Origin of the sequence: Streptococcus sp. KHUD_016 (assembly GCF_051106465.1) — a bacterium.
Classification (GTDB): Bacteria; Bacillota; Bacilli; order Lactobacillales; family Streptococcaceae; genus Streptococcus.
Map to the genome: position 1 here is coordinate 1,340,121 of NZ_CP193663.1, position 17,849 is coordinate 1,357,969.

16 protein-coding genes are annotated in these 17,849 nt (G+C 42.6%); 3 read left to right on the top strand and 13 right to left on the bottom strand.

Features of this window, described 5'->3' with window-relative positions:
* The 4 genes from rpsF to ACORHV_RS06310 form a co-directional block, all read right to left on the bottom strand.
* Positions 1-291: a 30S ribosomal protein S6 gene (rpsF, locus tag ACORHV_RS06295; RefSeq protein WP_001151782.1), complete on the bottom strand. Its 291-nt coding sequence runs from the start codon at positions 289-291 to the stop codon at positions 1-3.
* Between the two features lie 148 nt (positions 292-439).
* Positions 440-1,783 (bottom strand): asparagine--tRNA ligase, encoded by a 1,344-nt coding sequence (asnS, locus tag ACORHV_RS06300; protein WP_000167143.1) that lies wholly within the window; start codon positions 1,781-1,783, stop codon positions 440-442.
* A gap of 152 nt (positions 1,784-1,935) precedes the next feature.
* Positions 1,936-3,114 carry a pyridoxal phosphate-dependent aminotransferase gene (locus ACORHV_RS06305; RefSeq protein ID WP_000777443.1) on the bottom strand — a complete coding sequence of 393 codons (1,179 nt, stop codon included), beginning with the start codon at positions 3,112-3,114 and terminating at the stop codon, positions 1,936-1,938.
* 9 nt (positions 3,115-3,123) lie between these two features.
* Positions 3,124-3,600 carry a DUF5590 domain-containing protein gene (locus tag ACORHV_RS06310; protein ID WP_000776855.1) on the bottom strand — a complete coding sequence of 159 codons (477 nt, stop codon included), beginning with the start codon at positions 3,598-3,600 and terminating at the stop codon, positions 3,124-3,126.
* A gap of 119 nt (positions 3,601-3,719) precedes the next feature.
* Here ACORHV_RS06310 and ACORHV_RS06315 point away from each other — a divergent pair, with 119 nt between their 5' ends.
* Together ACORHV_RS06315 and ACORHV_RS06320 are read left to right on the top strand one after the other, a co-directional pair.
* Positions 3,720-4,166 carry a MarR family winged helix-turn-helix transcriptional regulator gene (locus ACORHV_RS06315; protein ID WP_000816316.1) on the top strand — a complete coding sequence of 149 codons (447 nt, stop codon included), beginning with the start codon at positions 3,720-3,722 and terminating at the stop codon, positions 4,164-4,166.
* Between the two features lie 91 nt (positions 4,167-4,257).
* Positions 4,258-4,806, top strand: coding sequence for an NADPH-dependent FMN reductase (locus ACORHV_RS06320; RefSeq protein ID WP_000039632.1), 549 nt, complete (start codon positions 4,258-4,260; stop codon positions 4,804-4,806).
* Positions 4,807-4,837: 31 nt separating this feature from the next.
* Here the strand turns inward: ACORHV_RS06320 and yaaA are convergent, their stop codons facing one another.
* From yaaA to ACORHV_RS06345, 5 genes are all read right to left on the bottom strand, one after another.
* Complete coding sequence (gene yaaA, locus ACORHV_RS06325) at positions 4,838-5,566, bottom strand: peroxide stress protein YaaA (protein WP_000697764.1); 729 nt, start codon at positions 5,564-5,566, stop codon at positions 4,838-4,840.
* Between the two features lie 289 nt (positions 5,567-5,855).
* Positions 5,856-6,584 (bottom strand): TraX family protein, encoded by a 729-nt coding sequence (locus ACORHV_RS06330; protein WP_125418281.1) that lies wholly within the window; start codon positions 6,582-6,584, stop codon positions 5,856-5,858.
* 364 nt (positions 6,585-6,948) lie between these two features.
* Positions 6,949-8,544, bottom strand: coding sequence for a hypothetical protein (locus ACORHV_RS06335; protein WP_434397837.1), 1,596 nt, complete (start codon positions 8,542-8,544; stop codon positions 6,949-6,951).
* Positions 8,545-8,555: 11 nt separating this feature from the next.
* Entirely contained in the window at positions 8,556-8,966 is a 411-nt protein-coding gene (locus ACORHV_RS06340) for a peptide deformylase (protein WP_049550533.1), read from the bottom strand.
* Between the two features lie 104 nt (positions 8,967-9,070).
* Positions 9,071-11,767, bottom strand: coding sequence for a cation-translocating P-type ATPase (locus ACORHV_RS06345; protein WP_434397839.1), 2,697 nt, complete (start codon positions 11,765-11,767; stop codon positions 9,071-9,073).
* Positions 11,768-12,073: 306 nt separating this feature from the next.
* Between ACORHV_RS06345 and mntE the strand changes: the two genes are divergently transcribed.
* On the top strand, positions 12,074-13,267 hold the full coding sequence (gene mntE, locus ACORHV_RS06350; RefSeq protein WP_001076587.1) for a CDF family manganese efflux transporter MntE: 1,194 nt from the start codon (positions 12,074-12,076) through the stop codon (positions 13,265-13,267).
* A 53-nt stretch (positions 13,268-13,320) separates the two neighbouring features.
* On the opposite strand, the gene ACORHV_RS06355 is transcribed toward mntE, so the two are convergent.
* Genes ACORHV_RS06355 through dapB form a run of 4 tightly spaced genes read right to left on the bottom strand, consistent with a single transcriptional unit; the run spans position 13,321 to position 17,757 of the window.
* A complete protein-coding gene (locus tag ACORHV_RS06355; protein WP_000969656.1) occupies positions 13,321-13,932 on the bottom strand; it encodes a hypothetical protein in 612 nt (203 codons plus the stop codon).
* Entirely contained in the window at positions 13,929-15,797 is a 1,869-nt protein-coding gene (locus ACORHV_RS06360) for an ABC-F family ATP-binding cassette domain-containing protein (protein WP_434397842.1), read from the bottom strand. Before ACORHV_RS06360 ends, ACORHV_RS06355 begins: the two co-directional genes overlap by 4 nt.
* Complete coding sequence (locus tag ACORHV_RS06365; RefSeq protein ID WP_080976132.1) at positions 15,794-16,993, bottom strand: CCA tRNA nucleotidyltransferase; 1,200 nt, start codon at positions 16,991-16,993, stop codon at positions 15,794-15,796. Before ACORHV_RS06365 ends, ACORHV_RS06360 begins: the two co-directional genes overlap by 4 nt.
* On the bottom strand, positions 16,990-17,757 hold the full coding sequence (gene dapB, locus ACORHV_RS06370; RefSeq protein WP_000027866.1) for a 4-hydroxy-tetrahydrodipicolinate reductase: 768 nt from the start codon (positions 17,755-17,757) through the stop codon (positions 16,990-16,992). Before dapB ends, ACORHV_RS06365 begins: the two co-directional genes overlap by 4 nt.
* Positions 17,758-17,849 lie beyond the last annotated feature (92 nt).

The window sequence follows — 17,849 nt, forward strand, 5'->3', positions numbered from 1 at the left end:
TTACGCGTCAAGTTTGACGATCATGTGACGAAGAATGTCAGCGTTGATTTTTGAAAGACGGTCAAACTCTTTAAGAGCTGCGTCGTCGTTTGCTTCAACGTTAACGATGTGGTAAAGTCCTTCACGGAAATCTTGGATTTCGTATGCAAGACGACGTTTTTCCCATGATTTTGATTCAACAACAGTTGCACCGTTGTCAGTCAAGATAGAGTCAAAACGTGCTACCAAAGCGTTTTTCGCTTCTTCTTCAATGTTTGGACGAATGATATAAAGAATTTCGTATTTAGCCATTGATATGTTCCTCCTTTTGGTCTAATGACCCCTAGTCTTTGCAAGGGGTAAGTGAGGTTTGCTCACAATAAACTATTATACTAGAAAAACTGATAGATAGCAAGATAAAAGTGAAAAAAGAAGATGAAAATATCTTCTTTTTACTAGTTTATGGTTTGATACGGTGCAACATACGTGGGAATGGAATGGCTTCACGGATATGTTTGGTTCCAGCTGCGAAGGTTACCATACGTTCGATACCGATACCAAATCCTCCGTGTGGAACTGTGCCGTATTTACGAAGGTCAAGGTAAAATTCATATTCTGTACGATCCATGCCCAGTTCTTCCATTTTAGCTACAAGAGCATCGTAGTCTTCCTCACGCATAGATCCACCGATGATTTCTCCGTAACCTTCTGGTGCCAGCAAGTCTGCACAAAGCACGCGCTCTGGATTTCCAGGAACTGGTTTCATGTAGAAGGCCTTGATAGCTGCTGGGTAGTTCATGACAAATGTTGGCACACCAAAGTGGTTTGAAATCCATGTTTCGTGTGGTGAACCAAAGTCATCGCCATGCTCAAGATGCTCGTAGTCAGCATCTTCATCATTTTCATGCTCTTGCAAAAGGTCAATGGCTTGATCGTAAGTGATGCGTTTGAACGGCTCTGCAATGTAGCGTTTCAAGAGATCTGTATCACGTTCCAAGGTTTCCAAGGCTTGAGGCGCACGATCAAGAACACCTTGAAGAAGGGCTTTAACATAAGCTTCTTGCAAGTCAAGTGACTCATCGTGTGTCAAGTAGGAGTACTCCGCATCCATCATCCAGAACTCAGTCAAGTGACGACGCGTTTTTGATTTTTCAGCACGGAATACTGGACCAAAGTCAAATACACGACCAAGAGCCATAGCCCCTGCTTCTAGGTAAAGCTGACCAGATTGACTCAAGTAGGCTGGCGTTCCGAAGTAGTCTGTTTCAAAGAGTTCTGTTGAATCTTCAGCCGCGTTTCCTGAAAGAATTGGGCTATCAAATTTCATGAAGCCGTTCTTGTCGAAAAACTCATAAGTTGCATAGATGATAGCGTTACGGATTTGCATAACCGCTACTTGCTTACGAGAGCGGAGCCACAAGTGACGGTTGTCCATCAAGAAGTCTGTTCCGTGTTCTTTTGGTGTGATTGGGTAGTCTTGAGATTCACCAATCACTTCGATGTCTGTAATATCGAGCTCATAGCCAAACTTAGAACGTTCGTCTTCTTTGACAATCCCTGTCACATAAACAGACGTTTCTTGGCTTAGACGTTTAATCGTATCAAACTTCTCTAGCCCCACTTCTTCACCAAATTTTTCTACAAAGTTTGGTTTGAAGGCTACACCTTGGAAGAAGGCTGTTCCATCACGCAATTGCAAGAAGGCAATTTTCCCTTTTCCTGATTTGTTGGCAACCCAGGCTCCGATGGTCACTTCTTGACCAACGTAGTCTTTTACATCGATAATTGTTACACGTTTTGTCATAATCTATCTTCCTTTTTTCGTTTAACTTGTCCGAAGACATCATTACCCACTATTTTACCATAAATAGACTGTGATAGCTAGGTTCTACTAGAGAAAAATCGCGAGATTTTCGTTACAAAAAATCTTCGCTAAAAAGGCGAAGATTCTAAGTTTTATTTTTCCATAAATTGATGCAAACGACGAATAGCTTCTTTTAATGTGTCCAAGTCTGTGGCATAGCTGAGACGAACATTTTCTGGTGCTCCAAATCCAGCTCCTGTAATCAAGGCAAGGCCGACTTCTTCGAGAATAGCCGTTGTAAACTCTGTCACATCGGTATAACCCTTCATCTCCATCGCTTTTTTGACATTTGGGAAAAGATAGAAGGCTCCTTGGGGCTTGACAACTTCAAATCCTGGTACTTGGCACAAGAGAGGATAAATGGTATTCAAGCGCTCTTCAAAGGCTTGGCGCATGGTTTCAACAGAGTCTTGCGGTCCAGTCAGCGCCTCAATCGTTGCATATTGAGATACTGCTGTCAGATTTGAAGTCGTTTGTCCTGTTAATTTGCTCATAGCAGCGATAATTTCAGGATTTCCCACAGCATAACCTACCCGCCAACCAGTCATGGCATAGGCCTTAGATACACCGTTAATCACAATGGTTTGCTTGCGAATGGCTTCTGACAAACTAGAAATTGGAACAAATTCGTTCCCGTTATAAACCAGACGTCCATAAATATCATCTGCTAGGATAAGGACATCATGCGCAACAGCCCAATTTCCGATAGCCAAGAGTTCCTCACGAGAGTAGATCATACCAGTCGGATTCGATGGTGAATTGAGAACCAAGACCTTGGTCTTATCTGTACGAGCTACTTCTAACTGCTCTACTGTTACTTTAAAGTGATTGTCTTCCTTGGCCTGGACAAAGACTGGCACACCTTCTGCCATCTTGACCTGGTCTCCATAGCTGACCCAGTATGGTGTAGGAATGATGACCTCATCACCTGGATTGACCACAGCCATAAAGAAGGTGTAGAGAGAGAACTTAGCACCTGTGGCAAAGGTAACCTCATTGGCTGCTACAGAATAGCCATAATAGCGTTCAAAGTAGGTATTAACCGCAGCCTTTAAGTCTGGCAGACCTGAAGCAACTGTATAAAAGGAAGCTCGTCCATCACGAATCGCTTCCACCGCCGCATCCTGAATATTTTCAGGAGTATGAAAATCTGGCTGTCCCAAGGTTAAGAAAAGAACATCTTTTCCTTGAGCTTTTAACGCTTTGGCTCTTGCATCACTAGCTAGAGTGACGCTTTCTTCCATTTCTAGTACACGTTTGGATAGTTTCATATGCCCTCCTTATTGGATCACTGCTCCTGTTTCAAAATCTATCAGATAGTAGTGGTTTCCTGACTTAACTTCCCAAATCGGCTTGTCCTGATAGCGACCAAAAGTGACTTTGTCAATGTCGCTAGCACCTTTTTCCCTCGAAATCGTCGCTGCCTTGTCTTGAGAAATCCCCTTATCAAGCTGATAGACATAAATCTTGTGGTCATTCTTTTCAATCAGTACGGCAATGGCCTCTTGCTTTTTATTATGTCCTAAAACGCTGTAATAACCTTCTAGTCCATTATAAAAATCAACCTGATCTGCCTCTTCCAATTCTGCATACTGCTTGGCTAGTTTTTCTCCCTCAACTCTAGCATCTTGATAGGGTTTCATGCTGAGTGATATCAGATAAAGGAAGGAAGTCGTCATGACTAGTACTACCAGAGCAATGCCGATTCCATACTGTAAAAGTAGCTTGTTTTTTGCTTTTTTCTGTCTTAGTTTCACTCGTCTATTTTACCATCTCTCCTTCTTTATTACAAGTGAAGACGGGAACATTCTAAGAATCTTTTCCTATAAAATGTAAGTTCTTGTTTTTCTCTCTCATTATTGATAAAATAAAGCTTATGAAACAATATTTGAAAGAGAAAATTTCCGATAATCAACTAGACTTAAAAACGGCTATCGTCCTTAATAAAGCCATACGGACTTTTAAACCATATGAAGCCAAGGCTGCTAAAGAACACGGGCTAACACCCACCCAATTTTCAGTTTTGGAAACCCTCTATAGCAAGGGGGAACTGCGCATTCAGGATTTGATTGAAAAAATGCTAGCCACTTCTGGAAACATGACTGTTGTCATTCGAAATATGGTTCGAGATGGATGGATTTCTAGAACTTGCGACCCCAAGGATCGTCGCTCCTTTTTCCTGAAATTAACACCTGCAGGACGCAGAAAAATCGAGGAGGTTCTTCCTGACCATATCGATTCGATTGTAGAAGCACTCAGCATCTTGGAAGATGGCGAAAAGGAAGACTTAATCCAGATTTTAAAAAAATTTAAAAATTTGTGAGCAAAATTATTGCTAATTAGTATCATTTGTTGTAACATGGATGGTAACAAAAGAGTTCGCTCTTTGAATTTTAAACTAAAGGAGACACATCATGTCTAAAAAAGTATTATTTATCGTCGGTTCACTACGCCAAGGTTCTTTCAACCACCAAATGGCCCTCGAAGCTGAAAAAGCACTTGCTGGAAAAGCAGAAGTTAGCTATCTTGATTACTCAGCTGTTCCTCTCTTCAGCCAAGATTTGGAAGTTCCAACTCATCCAGCTGTAGCTGCTGCTCGTGAAGCAGTCCTTGCTGCGGATGCCATCTGGATTTTCTCTCCAGTCTACAACTTCTCTATCCCTGGAACAGTGAAGAACTTGCTTGACTGGCTCTCGCGTGCTCTTGACTTGTCTGATACACGTGGAGCTTCTGCCCTCCAAGACAAGTTTGTTACTGTCTCATCTGTAGCCAATGCCGGTCACGATCAACTCTTTGCTATTTACAAAGACCTCTTGCCATTTATCCGTACACAAGTCGTTGGTGACTTTACAGCTGCTCGTGTCAATGACTCTGCTTGGGCAGACGGAAAATTGGTGTTAGAAGAAGCAACTGCTTCATCACTTGCAAAACAAGCTGACGACCTTCTTGCAGCCATCAACTAATCCAGCAAAAACCAGCTCGAATGAGCTGGTTTTATGCTTGTTTCACAAAGACGAGTTCTAAGTCACTGGATAAATCAGGTCGGTAGTCAAAGCCGGCAAAGCGGAGCTTGCGAGCTTGTTCGACTGTATGGACTTGCCCCTCTATCAAGGCGGTTAAAAAGGCACCACGGGCTTTTTTTGAAATGGTTGAGTGGATTTTCAGCTGGCCTGCCTTGTCCTCCATAAATTTGAAGGTCACCATCTTTTCTCTAATTTCCTTCGAAAATACGGTTTCAAACTCTGATGATAGGAGTGAGAATATCAAATCCTCATCCTCTAGTGCCTCATCGTAGGCTGACTTCCAATGACTCTTTAAAGTCTTCCCAGCAACTTTTAACTTCATCAAGAAATCCAAACGGTGAGGAGCCATGGGCGACAAGGCGGGGACAACACCGTATAAAGCCGAGGTAATTAGGACATGATTTTCAAGATAGGTTTGTTCAGCCTTGGTTAACTCATCTCGTTTGATGTGACGATACATGAGACCATCGAAAAGTTTCAAGGCTGGATAATGTTTAGCCCTGTGATCTTTTAAAGCTTGAATATGAGCGTACTCTTCTTCTGCTTTCTCGGCAGATACCTTATAAAAAGTCTCTAATTCACTGGCTGAGTAGTGCGCCAGTGAGTCAAGGACTACCTGACTTTCTTCCCTCAAGGGGAGCGCTTCGATACAAGGATGGTCTGTGTTCATTTCTTTTGCTGTTGGGATTAAAATTTTCATATTGTTAGTGTAGCATATTTTTCAATCACGACCAAGAATTTCATCTGAAAGAGTCTGAGATAAAAAGATTTTGATTTTAGGAATTCTTTATTATAAACTTTTAAAATCGATAGATTAGACAAAAAAGTGAACAAGACAGACTTCTGAGTATTAGATAACTCCGTTTTGTTCGCTTTTTATATCTAAGGTTAGACTTTTGTCCCAGACTCTTTTACTCTATTATTTAGACTTACCAAAAGAAAAATTAACTTAACAGGTATTCTACTGCAACATTTAATACATTCATTAACTACATTAGAAATAAGAGAAAGGCAATTCGAAACAGAGACAGGGCGAGCAAATGAAGGGGGTAAAACCAGTAAAATACTTTTCCAATATTGGCCCCTTTTTGACCGTTGTAGAAAGAGGTCACGAGGAGAAACAGAAGACAGGTGGCAGCCAGATCAGCCAGACCATCATAGGAGAAATTGAAGGCCAAAATTAGGATTTGCACACTGTTCAGTACCAAGACACCGCCAATTTTTCGGAAGATTGGGTCTTTAATCTTTGCAAAGGCATAGATACCAAAAACTCCTCCCGTCAGTCCGCCGTCAGCGATAATGGACAGAGTAAAACAGAGTAGAATAATTAGAACTTTTCTCCAGGTTGCTGTTTGCTGATCACTGTAATAAAGAGCACAGAGCCCCAAAAAGAGAGTAACAACCGTATTTTGCATGATAAAGCCAAGACCAGTAACCCAGCCCATCAGAGAGAAAGGGATGATACTGATAAGAGCCAGCAGCCCCAATCGTCTCATATACTTGCGCACATCATGACTGTGCCGATATCCTTCCGCGATACAAAAGGCAAAGACTGGAAAAGCCAGACGGCCTATTATGTGCATACTATTGGCCAGCCAGTTAGGAGAGAGAATATTCATATTGGTAGCCAGTGGAAAAGATACCCAGGCGATATGGTCAATCAGCATGGCAAGCATAGCAAGCAGTTTCAAACTGCTATTGTCAATTATTTTTTTCATAGGATCCTCCTTTTTCCTTTCCTATTATACAAGAAAGAGGTTCTTTTTCCCATTACTTTAGCTTACATTTCTCTCATTTTTCTTACAATTTTGTAAGATTGAAATATTTTTGTCCCAAACTCCTTTTTTATTTCATCATTTTCAAATCTAGAAAACAGTCTAAAACTCTGATTTTTTCTTGACAAATAAGACTGAACGAGGCTGGGACAAAAAGATTTTGATTTTAGGAATTCTTTATTATAAACTTTTAAAATCGATAGATTAGACAAAAAAGTGAACAAGACAAACTTCTGAGTATTAGATAACTCCGTTTTGTTCGCTTTTTATATTTAAGGTTAGACTTTTGTCCCAGACTCTTCTTTGTTTACTTCACTTTAAAGGTCTTGAGATAATTATCCTTTCCAACTTGACCTTCAAAGGATTGGCCATTTTCGAGGTAAGGAAGGTCATCTGACACCGAAGCCTTAACCTTATAAATCTTACCATCAACTTTGAAGAAGTAGACAGTATCCCCTTTGATAACAGCTGATTTAAGGTCTGAAACCACTCCCTTGATGTTTTCTACCGTTTCATTATCCAACTCTAGGTCATTTTTATTGGCATATTTGCTGAGGAGTTCATCTACCGTAGCTGCTACGATGACGTTTTGGTACTCCACGGCATCGACCAATGCATATTCCTTGACCAAGCCTGCATTGTCCTTTAAGCCCATGATATAAAGAGGCTTGTCATTGAGATTAACAAGGATAGGGAAGGTAGCCTTGTAGGCCTTCTCTTGCACTGCTCCTTCTGCGGAAGCACGGGCTGATTCTTCAGTTGCTGAAGCTAGATTGTACTTGGTGATTTCACCAGTGCGCATATTTTCAAGGATAAATCCTAGATTACTTTCGTCAGCATTTGCTGAAGTCACTCCCGTGTAGAGATAAATGTCATTTCCGATAGAAAGATAGTTATAGCCCTCTGTCGTTTGGGTAACATTTTTCTTAGAAATCAAGGCATTCCAGAAGCCGTCTTTATACTTGCCGTTGTAGTTGATTTGTTCGATAGTTTCTTCGGCTGGATAGACACGGTCCACCCATTCTGGCACCTCATCCAAGCTGTATTCCTTGGTTTCTCCATTGGTAGCATCTAAGATAATAACAGATGAAGGACGAGGAACTCCTAGACCAAACTGTTTTTGATAAACGGTTGCTACATAGAAGGGATTGCCTTCATCATCCACCTCAAAGGATGGCGTTTTAAAAATCTTGGTTGAGTACTTGATTCGAAGATGACGTTTGACATCACGATTAAAATACTCAGAGTCTGAATACTTCATGGGCGTTTTTAAATCCACTAATTCCGCATTTCCTGTCACCATATCAACCTTGATATACTCACCAATTCCCTTGGACTGATTATTAAACCATTTGATCGGGTCGGCATACTCTAAAGGTGTCACCCGATAGGGCTTTCCATCAACAGTCAGCTGGGTATAAGTATCTGCTGCTACGTACTGGGAGACCTTATCCGTCAGAGAGCCTAGGTAACGGTCACCAATCTTTTCTGCAGTGCTCCGATCTAGGATTGGAACCTTACTGGTATCACTCTTAGGAAAATCTTTAAAATCTTTTTCTGTGATAGACACCACATTAGCATAATTTTTGGCTTGGAAAAAGCTAGAGGTCACTAGGCTTACCAGACCAGCGAGTGCAAAGATGATACCTGCAGTCAGAAACAATCCTCTACTAAGTTTGGTAAAAAGAAATCCTTCTAGATTGAGTTCGTTGGTAACCTTGCCATGGCGTAGGTGAACTGTCTTGACCAAATTGGTACCCTTGCGGAAACTAAACAAAATGCCCATCACCACTAGATGCCCACAGAGAAAGAAGATGAATTCCCAGCTAGTCAGATTGAAGGGTGGTAAAAAGATATACCAGGTCGTCGCGACCAAAACAAGTTCAAAAAGGATGCGTTTCATCTGAGTTCCTCCTAAATAATCCGTCCTTCCAAATGATCCAGTTCATGTTGGCAGATCTGAGCTGGAAAACCTGTTAGCGTAATGGTCTGCTCCTGCCACTTACTATCACGATAGGAAACCGTAATCGTTTCATAACGAGTCGTTGGTCTCACTCCTGTCAAGGATAAACAACCTTCCTCTGTCTCGTAAGGTCCTTTATAGGAAAGGAGAATGGGGTTAAACATAACCATGGGAACTAGACCAAGATTAAAGATAATCACGCGCTTCTGCACACCAATCATATTAGCCGCCAGACCGACACAGGTCTCTAGATTAGCCAGCAGGGTATCCTGCAAATCCTTAGCCAGATAAAGGTCTTCTTGACTTGCAGGTTTCGAGACCTGCGACAAGAATAAGACATCTCGGACAATTCTCTTTTCCATTCTCTTACGCTCCTTACAACTTTACTTTATTATAGCACAAAAGGGGGCAACTTCTAGTCCTTTCCCTCAAATGCAAAAAAAGTCATCCGAAGATGACTTTCTTTTTAAATCGCATTCTTATCAAGACCAAGTTTACGTTGAACAAACTTAACGATTTCGACGATAAGTATCATTGAGAAGCTTCCAGCTAGAACAATACCCCATTGTGACAAGTCCAGTTTGGTAACATGGAAGATACCTTCAAGCGGTTCTACGACGATTGTTGCCATGAGAAGGATGAAGGATACCAAGATGGACCAGTTAAAGGTCTTAGACTTGAATGGGCCAACTGTCAAGATGGATTGGTAAACAGACTTGACATTGTAGGCATGGAATAGTTGAATCAAACCAAGGGTTGCAAAGGCCATAGTAAGGGCATCCGCATGAATGGCATGATTGTCACCCACATGAACTGGGTAAGCAATTGCAAGTCCATAAACACTCATAACAATAGCTGCTTGGAGTACACCTTGATAGATGATAGAACTCAAAACACCACCTGAGAAGAAGCTTGACTTACGTCCACGAGGTTTGTGGGTCATAACACCTGGCTCAGCAGGTTCAACACCAAGAGCGATAGCTGGGAAGGTATCGGTTACCAAGTTGATCCACAAAAGATGAACTGGCTGCAAGACGTCCCAACCAAACAAGGTTGATAAGAAGATAGTTAATACTTCAGCAGTATTGGCAGAAAGTAAGTACTGAATGGTCTTTTGAATATTTGAGAAGACCTTACGTCCTTCTTCAACTGCGACGATAATGGTCGCAAAGTTATCATCCGCAAGAATCATGTCAGAAGCTCCCTTAGAAACCTCTGTACCAGTGATTCCCATACCGATACCGATGTCGGCTGTTTTCAGAGCTGGCGCATCATTAACACCGTCACCTGTCATGGCAACGACCTTACCTTGGTTTTGCCAAGCTTTCACGATACGAACCTTGTGCTCCGGAGATACACGCGCATAAACAGAGTATTGACCAACGACTTTTTCAAATTCTTCATCAGAAAGTTCGTTAAGCTCAGCACCAGTCAAGACACGGTCTTCCGAGTCATTTTCATCGATAATTCCCAAACGTTTGGCAATAGCTTCTGCTGTGTCTTGGTGGTCACCCGTAATCATGATTGGACGGATTCCCGCTTCCTTAGCGACACGAACGGCTTCTGCCGCTTCGGCACGCTCAGGGTCAATCATCCCAATCAAACCAGTAAAGATCAAGTTGTTTTCAAGCTCTTCAGAAGTAAGATTTTCTGGAATACTATCTATAATCTTATAAGCACCTGCAAGGACACGCAAGGCTTGGTGAGCCATTTCCGAGTTGTTTGTATGGATTAATTCAGTGACTTTCTCATCAATCGGAGCAACATCTCCAGCCTTATCACGAGCAACACAACGTTTCAAGAGTTGATCTGGAGCCCCCTTGACTGCCACGAGGAATTTACCATCTGGCAATGGATGAACCGTTGACATGAGTTTACGATCTGAGTCAAACGGTAATTCAGCTACACGAGGATATTTCTCTAAGAACCCTTTAACATCGTAACCCTTGTCCAAGGCATACTGGATGAAGGCTGTTTCCGTTGGATCCCCAATCAGGTTTCCTTCAGCATCAATCTTGGTATCGTTGGCCAAGACAACAGAACGAAGTAGGGGCATGTCCAAGCCAAGTTCAATCTCATCAGCTGAGTCATGTAGGACTGCGTCATAGAAGACTTTCTCGACTGTCATCTTGTTCATGGTAAGTGTACCAGTCTTATCAGAAGCGATGATTTCTGTTGAACCAAGTGTTTCGACTGCTGGCAACTTACGAACGATAGAGTTTCGTTTTGCCAAAACTTGGGTACCAAGGGCAAGAACGATAGTCACGATAGCAGGAAGTCCTTCTGGGATGGCTGCAACAGCAAGCGCAACAGAGGTCATCAACTCACCAAGTGGATTTTTACCTTGAATGAAGACTCCAACTACAAAAGTAACAAGGGCAATAACCAAAATTGCATAGGTCAAGACCTTAGAAAGGTTGTTCAAGTTTTGTTTGAGTGGTGTATCCGTCTCATCCGCATCTTGGAGCATGCCAGCGATATGACCAACTTCCGTGTACATACCTGTATTGACAACAACACCAAGACCACGACCATAAGTCACGTTTGAGTTTTGGAAGGCCATATTGACACGGTCACCAATACCAGCATCTGCAGAGAGCTCGACAGTCAAGTCTTTTTCGACTGGAACAGACTCACCTGTTAGGGCTGCTTCTTCGATTTTGAGAGAGTTAGCTTCTAGCAAACGTAGGTCTGCTGGTACGACGTCACCTGCTTCAAGGGCAACGATATCACCTGGTACCAATTCTTTTGAGTCAATCTCAGCCATATGCCCATCACGGATAACACGTGCAGCTGGACTAGACATAGACTTGAGGGCTTCGATGGCTTCTTCTGCTTTTCCTTCTTGGTAAACACCAAAAGCTGCGTTAATGATAACAACGGCTAGAATAATGATGGCATCTGCAATATCTTCCCCACCAGAAGTTATGACGGACAAGATGGCTGCAGCCACCAAAATAATAATCATCAAATCCTTAAACTGTTCGATGAATTTAACCAAGAGAGATTTTTTCTCACCCTCTTCGAGTTCATTGCGCCCATATTCAGCTAGGCGTTTCTGCGCTTCGCTTGACGAAAGGCCTTGCTCAGTTGCTTCAACCGACTTCAAGACTTCTTCGGGACTTTGAGTATAAAACGCTTGGCGTTTTTGTTCTTTTGACATATGTCTCCTCCTTGACTTTGTGTGCAAAACAAGCTCTCTTTTGGTTTTATGACAAACAAAAAGAGACATGTTAATCATAACAAGTCTCGCTGTTTAAGATAGTGCCGGAAAACATACTTTTCAGTATACAATTCGGAATGACGACACTATCACAGGTTTCTGCCAGCTACTCCCTTGAGTAGTACTATTATATCAAAATTTGAACAATTTTCAAGGGTTTAAATCCGATGAAACAAGACTAAATTTGAATTTTCCTTTGAAAACCAGTATAATGTAAGAATACTATATGACTAGAAAGGAAGCCCGATGAACCAATCCATGTCAAATCTCAAATTGGCAGAACGTGGAGCCATTATCAGCATTTCGACCTACCTCCTCTTGTCTGCGGCAAAATTAGCGACTGGCCACCTCCTACATTCTTCCAGTTTGGTAGCGGATGGTTTCAACAACGTATCCGATATTATCGGAAATGTTGCTCTCTTGATTGGGATTCGGATGGCCCGCCAACCTGCAGACCGTGACCATAGCTTTGGTCACTGGAAGATTGAAGATTTGGCTAGCTTGATTACTTCCATCATCATGTTCTATGTTGGTTTTGATGTACTTCGGGACACCATTCAGAAAATCCTTAGTCGGGAACAAACACCCATTGATCCTCTGGGTGCAACTCTAGGAATCATTTCTGCAGCGATTATGTTTGTGGTCTATCTCTACAATACACGCCTCAGTAAGAAATCCAAATCCAAGGCTCTCAAAGCAGCTGCTAAGGACAATCTTTCCGATGCTGTCACCTCGCTTGGGACTTCCATTGCTATCTTAGCCAGCAGTTTCAATTACCCTATCGTGGATAAATTGGTCGCTATCATCATCACCTTCTTTATCTTAAAAACAGCCTATGATATCTTTATCGAGTCTTCCTTCAGTCTTTCAGATGGTTTTGATGACCGTCTGCTAGAGGACTACCAAAAGGCCATCATGGAGATTCCAAAGATTAGTAAGGTCAAGTCCCAAAGAGGGCGGACCTACGGTAGCAATATCTACCTTGATATCACCCTGGAAATGAATCCTGACCTATCAGTCTATGAAAGTCATGAGATTGCGGACCAGGTCGAGTCCATGCTGGAAGAGCGTTTTGGAGTCTTTGATACCGATGTCCATATCGAGCCAGCTCCCATACCTGAGGACGAGATTTTAGACAATGTCTATAAAAAACTGCTCATGCGTGAGCAATTGATTGACCAAGGAAATCAGCTAGAAGAACTCCTTGCTGAGGACTTTCTCTATATCCGTCAAGATGGAGAGCAGATGGATAAAGAGGCTTATAAGTCTGAAAAAGAACTTAGTGCTGCGATTAAGGACATTCAGATTACCTCCATTAGTCAGAAAACCAAACTCATTTGCTATGAGCTAGATGGTATCGTCCATACCAGTATCTGGCGTCGCCATGAAACTTGGCAAAACATCTTCCATCAGGAAACTAAAAAAGAAGACAAACAATGACCCTATCCAGTGGATAGGGCCTTTTTGATTATTCCACTTTAAGCAAAGACGGACTATGACGGTTTGGAAGATTTGCTTTTCGAAGCTTGTTTTGCCTCTTTTCTTGCTTGACGATTTTGTTCGATACGCCATTCTCTTTCATAGTACTTCATGGCATCATAGACCCTTTCAGGAAGACCTACATCTAGCAGAAAAATCGGGATGATCAAATCTGCTGACGGATGAAAAGGGAGAATCCTTCTCTTCAACAGAGCTAGAAAGGATTGGGATTTCACATTTTCCTTGTTTTTAAAATAGACTTCAATCCGATAAGAATCCCTATACTTCCCTCGAATCCGAGAGAAGGAAAAGTCCTCTACACCTGCCCAAGCATAGAAATGACTAGGTTTCTTTGGATTTTGTTTGTAGTAAAACCCCTCGACAGTAAATCTCAAATATTCCTTATCGGAACTTAACAGCCTGTATGTCTGATAAACGACTACTCCAGCACAAAAGAGGACAAGCAGTATTAATAACAGACTTATCGTATGAAGTCTGGTTCCCTTTTGCGAGTAAAAATGGAGATAAGAGAGAGGCAGCAAGAAGAAAAGCACTGAAGCCAAGCCAAACAAGGCATTCCAAATGATTTTCTTGGGACTACGTTTAATGACTTTTTCTTCCATCATGCCAACTCACTTAGGTATTCATAGCGTTCGTATTTTTCAAGGAGTGCTTCGTTTTTCTCGTCTAGCTCTTTCTGAAGCGTTGCCAATTTGCCAAAGTCAGAGCCATTTGCCTGCATTTCTTCTTCAATAGCAGCGATACTATTTTCCAAGGCTTCAATTTCGCCTTCAATGCTTGCCCACTCCTGCTTTTCTTGGTAGGTCATGCGTTTCTTGTCTTCACGGACCTTGACCACTTTCTCCTTTTCGGCCTTTTGCACTTGATTGGCCATCTCTGTTTCAAAGGCTTTTTCATCAAGATAGTCGGTGTAATGGCCAAAGAAAGTACGAATCTTGCCATTCTCAAAGGCGAGAATCTTGGTCGCTACCTTATCCAGGAAATAACGGTCGTGGCTAACTGTCAATACAGGACCCACAAAGCCCTGCAAGAAATTCTCCAAGACTGTCAAAGTCGCAATATCTAGGTCATTGGTCGGCTCGTCCAAAAGAAGAACATTTGGTTTTTCCAAAAGCAATTTGAGGAGATAAAGGCGTTTTTTCTCTCCACCAGACAATTTCTCAATCAGGGTTCCATGCGTCGAACGTGGGAAGAGGAACTGCTCTAGCAACTCTGCAATGGAAGTCGTAGAACCACCACTGGTCTTAACCTCTTCTGCTACTTCCTGTAGGTAGTTGATAACCCGTTTGCTTTCATCCAAACCTTCAATTTGTTGAGAGAAATAGGCAATGCGAACCGTCTCACCGATGATAACTTGACCTTTAGTCGGCTCAAGACTTCCTGCGATGAGATTAAGCAGAGTTGACTTCCCGACACCGTTGTCCCCAACAATTCCGATACGGTCTTTGGCTTGCACCAAGAGATTAAAATTTTGTAATATCGGCTTATTCTCATAAGCAAAGGAAACATCTTTAAACTCGATAACCTTCTTACCAATACGGCTAGTTTCAAAGTTCATGGTTAAGTCTGTTTCAGCAACGCCACCTGAAACTTCTTTTTTCAAGTCGTGGAAACGATTGATACGAGCTTGTTGCTTGGTCGCACGCGCCTGCGGTTGTCTGCGCATCCAGGCCAGTTCTTGTTTGTAGAGTTGTTCTTTCTTGTGGAGAAGAGCTGCGTCACGCTCATCTTGCTCCGCCTTAAGGCGAACATAGTCCTGGTAATTTCCCTGATACTCGGTCAAGCCTGCTCGGTCCAACTCGAAAATCCGCGTTGATAGTGCATCTAGGAAATAACGATCATGTGTGATAAAGAGAACGGTCTTCTTGGAATTTTTCAAAAAAAGAGTCAGCCACTCAATGGTCGCAATGTCCAGGTGGTTGGTTGGCTCGTCCAGAAGCAAGAGGTCGTGGTTTCCTAGGAGAACTTGCGCCAACTGAACCCGTCTTCTCAGACCGCCTGACAATTCACCAACTGGAGTCGACAAGTCCTGAATACCCAGCTTGCTGAGGACCGTCTTGACCTGGCTTTCAATTTCCCAGGCTTGGAGAGAATCCATCTCTGCCATGACCCGTTCCAAACGAGCCTGCTTGTCCTCACTGTAATTGAGCATGATTAACTCATACTCACGAATCAACTGGATTTCCTTGAGGTCGCTGGAGAGAACCGTATCCAAAACTGTCTTGCTATCATCAAAATCAGGATCCTGTGTCAAGTAGCCAATCTTGTAGTCATTCTTAGCAGAAAAAGGGCTGACGTCACCATCAAATCCTGAAACACCTGATAAAACATCTAAAAGGGTGGTCTTACCCGTGCCATTGACACCAATGAGACCGATTCTGTCCAAGTCATGGATGATAAAAGAAATATCCTTAAAAACGGTCTTGTCACCGACGGATTTACTTAGTTTTTCAACGATAAAATCACTCATTTTTTCTCCCTCAGGTAAGCATGGATTGCTTGACGATCATTTTCCAATTCTCCATCGACAATGGCAAACTCAATCTCTGTTAAAACCTCTCCCAAGTCTGGTCCTGGCTGGTAACCATATTCCTTAATCAAAATTCCACCGTTAATCTGAATTTCTTTCTTGTCATGAATGGTCAAACTCTGGTAAGTTTCTTTGATGGCTTGTGGGTTGACTTCCTTTCCTTGGGCCTGACGAAGGCTTTCAGCTTGTAGAAGGGAATCCAAGTCAAAGCGGTAACAATCGCGCTTGCTCATCTCTCCTTCTTCTCGCAAAGCCAAAATGGTCAACAAATCCTGAACCTGCTTGGCAAACTGGCGTGAGGTCTTCCAATATTTCAAAAATGGCTGTGCATCTTTAATCTCCAAAGCCCACAATAGAGCTGCCCAAGCTTGTTCAGAAGATTCAAAAGTGAAATCAGTCTCCAAATCAAACAGTCTGTTGAGCTTGTCTTGGCTTCCTGCCATATCTGGAAGATAGTCATAAGCTTGACTTTCAATCATGGAAGACAGACCAACTCGCCAAAAAGGTGCCAGCAATAGTTTATCAAACTCAACGAAGGTGCGCTCCACAGAAATTTTCTCCAAGAGCGGCGTCAAAGTCTTCATCGCTTCAAAAGTTTCTGACTCAAGTTTAAAACCGAGACTGGCCTGAAAACGAAAACCACGCATAATACGTAAAGCATCTTCGTTGAAACGTTCACTAGCCACTCCAACTGCTCGCAAGACTTGGTTTTTCAAATCTTCTAAACCATGGAACAAGTCAATAATTTCGCCTGTCTCATCCAAGGCAAAGGCATTAACTGTGAAATCACGGCGCTTGAGGTCCTCTTCTAGCGAACGCACAAAGGAAACCGCACTGGGTCTACGATAGTCCACATAGACATCCTCTGTTCGAAAGGTTGTTACCTCATACTCCTCGTCCCCATCTAGGACCAAGACGGTTCCGTGCTCGATTCCGATGTCAGCTGTGCGAGGGAAAATCTGCTTGGTTTCTTCTGGATAGGAAGAAGTCGCAATATCCACATCGTGGATGGGGCGATTGAGGAGGGCATCTCGAACAGAGCCCCCAACAAAATAGGCCTCAAAGCCTGCTTCTTTAATTTTTTCTAATACTGGTAAAGCCTTCTGAAATTCAGAAGGCATTTGCGTTAATCTCATAATAAGTGTTCTAATCCATAGACAAGCTCATGACGCTTGACAACTTCTTTGATTCCCAAATTGACCCCTGTCATGAAGGAGCTGCGATCATAGGAGTCATGACGGAGGGTCAATCCTTCTCCCTGATTGCCAAAGATGACTTCCTGATGGGCTACCAAGCCTGGTAGACGGACTGAATGGATGCGCATGCCATCAAAATTAGCACCACGAGCTCCTGCAATCAATTCTTCCTCATCAGGCGCACCTTGTTGGATAGACTCTCGAACTTCTGCCATCAACTCAGCCGTTTTAATGGCTGTTCCACTCGGAGCATCTTTTTTCTTGTCATGATGGAGCTCGATAATCTCCACATTTGGGAAATATTTGGCAGCCTGCGCCGCAAATTGCATAAGCAAGACAGCTCCCAAGGCAAAGTTGGGAGCAATCAAGCCACCCAAATCTTGTTCACGAGAAAATGCTTTTAGTTCTGCAATTTCTTCACTAGTAAAGCCTGTTGTTCCTACGACAGGAGCAAAGCCATTTTCAAGAGCAAAGCGTGTATTTTCGTAGGCAACGGCTGGTGTAGTAAAATCTACCCAGACATCAGCCTCAAATCCAACCAAGGCTGCCTTATCATTGAAGACAGGAATGCCTTTCCATTCTGATTCAGACTCAAAAGGATCCAAAACTGCGACCAAGTCCAAGTCTGGATCAGCCAAGACCATCTGACAAGCAGCTTGGCCCATCTTTCCCTTAAAACCGGCAATAATTACTCGAATACTCATCTCTACTCCTGTCTAAGATACAAAGCTTGTAAGAACACAAAGTGAAAATAGGAGTTCTGATCAAGGAGTGTCTACTCCTTGGAAGAACTATC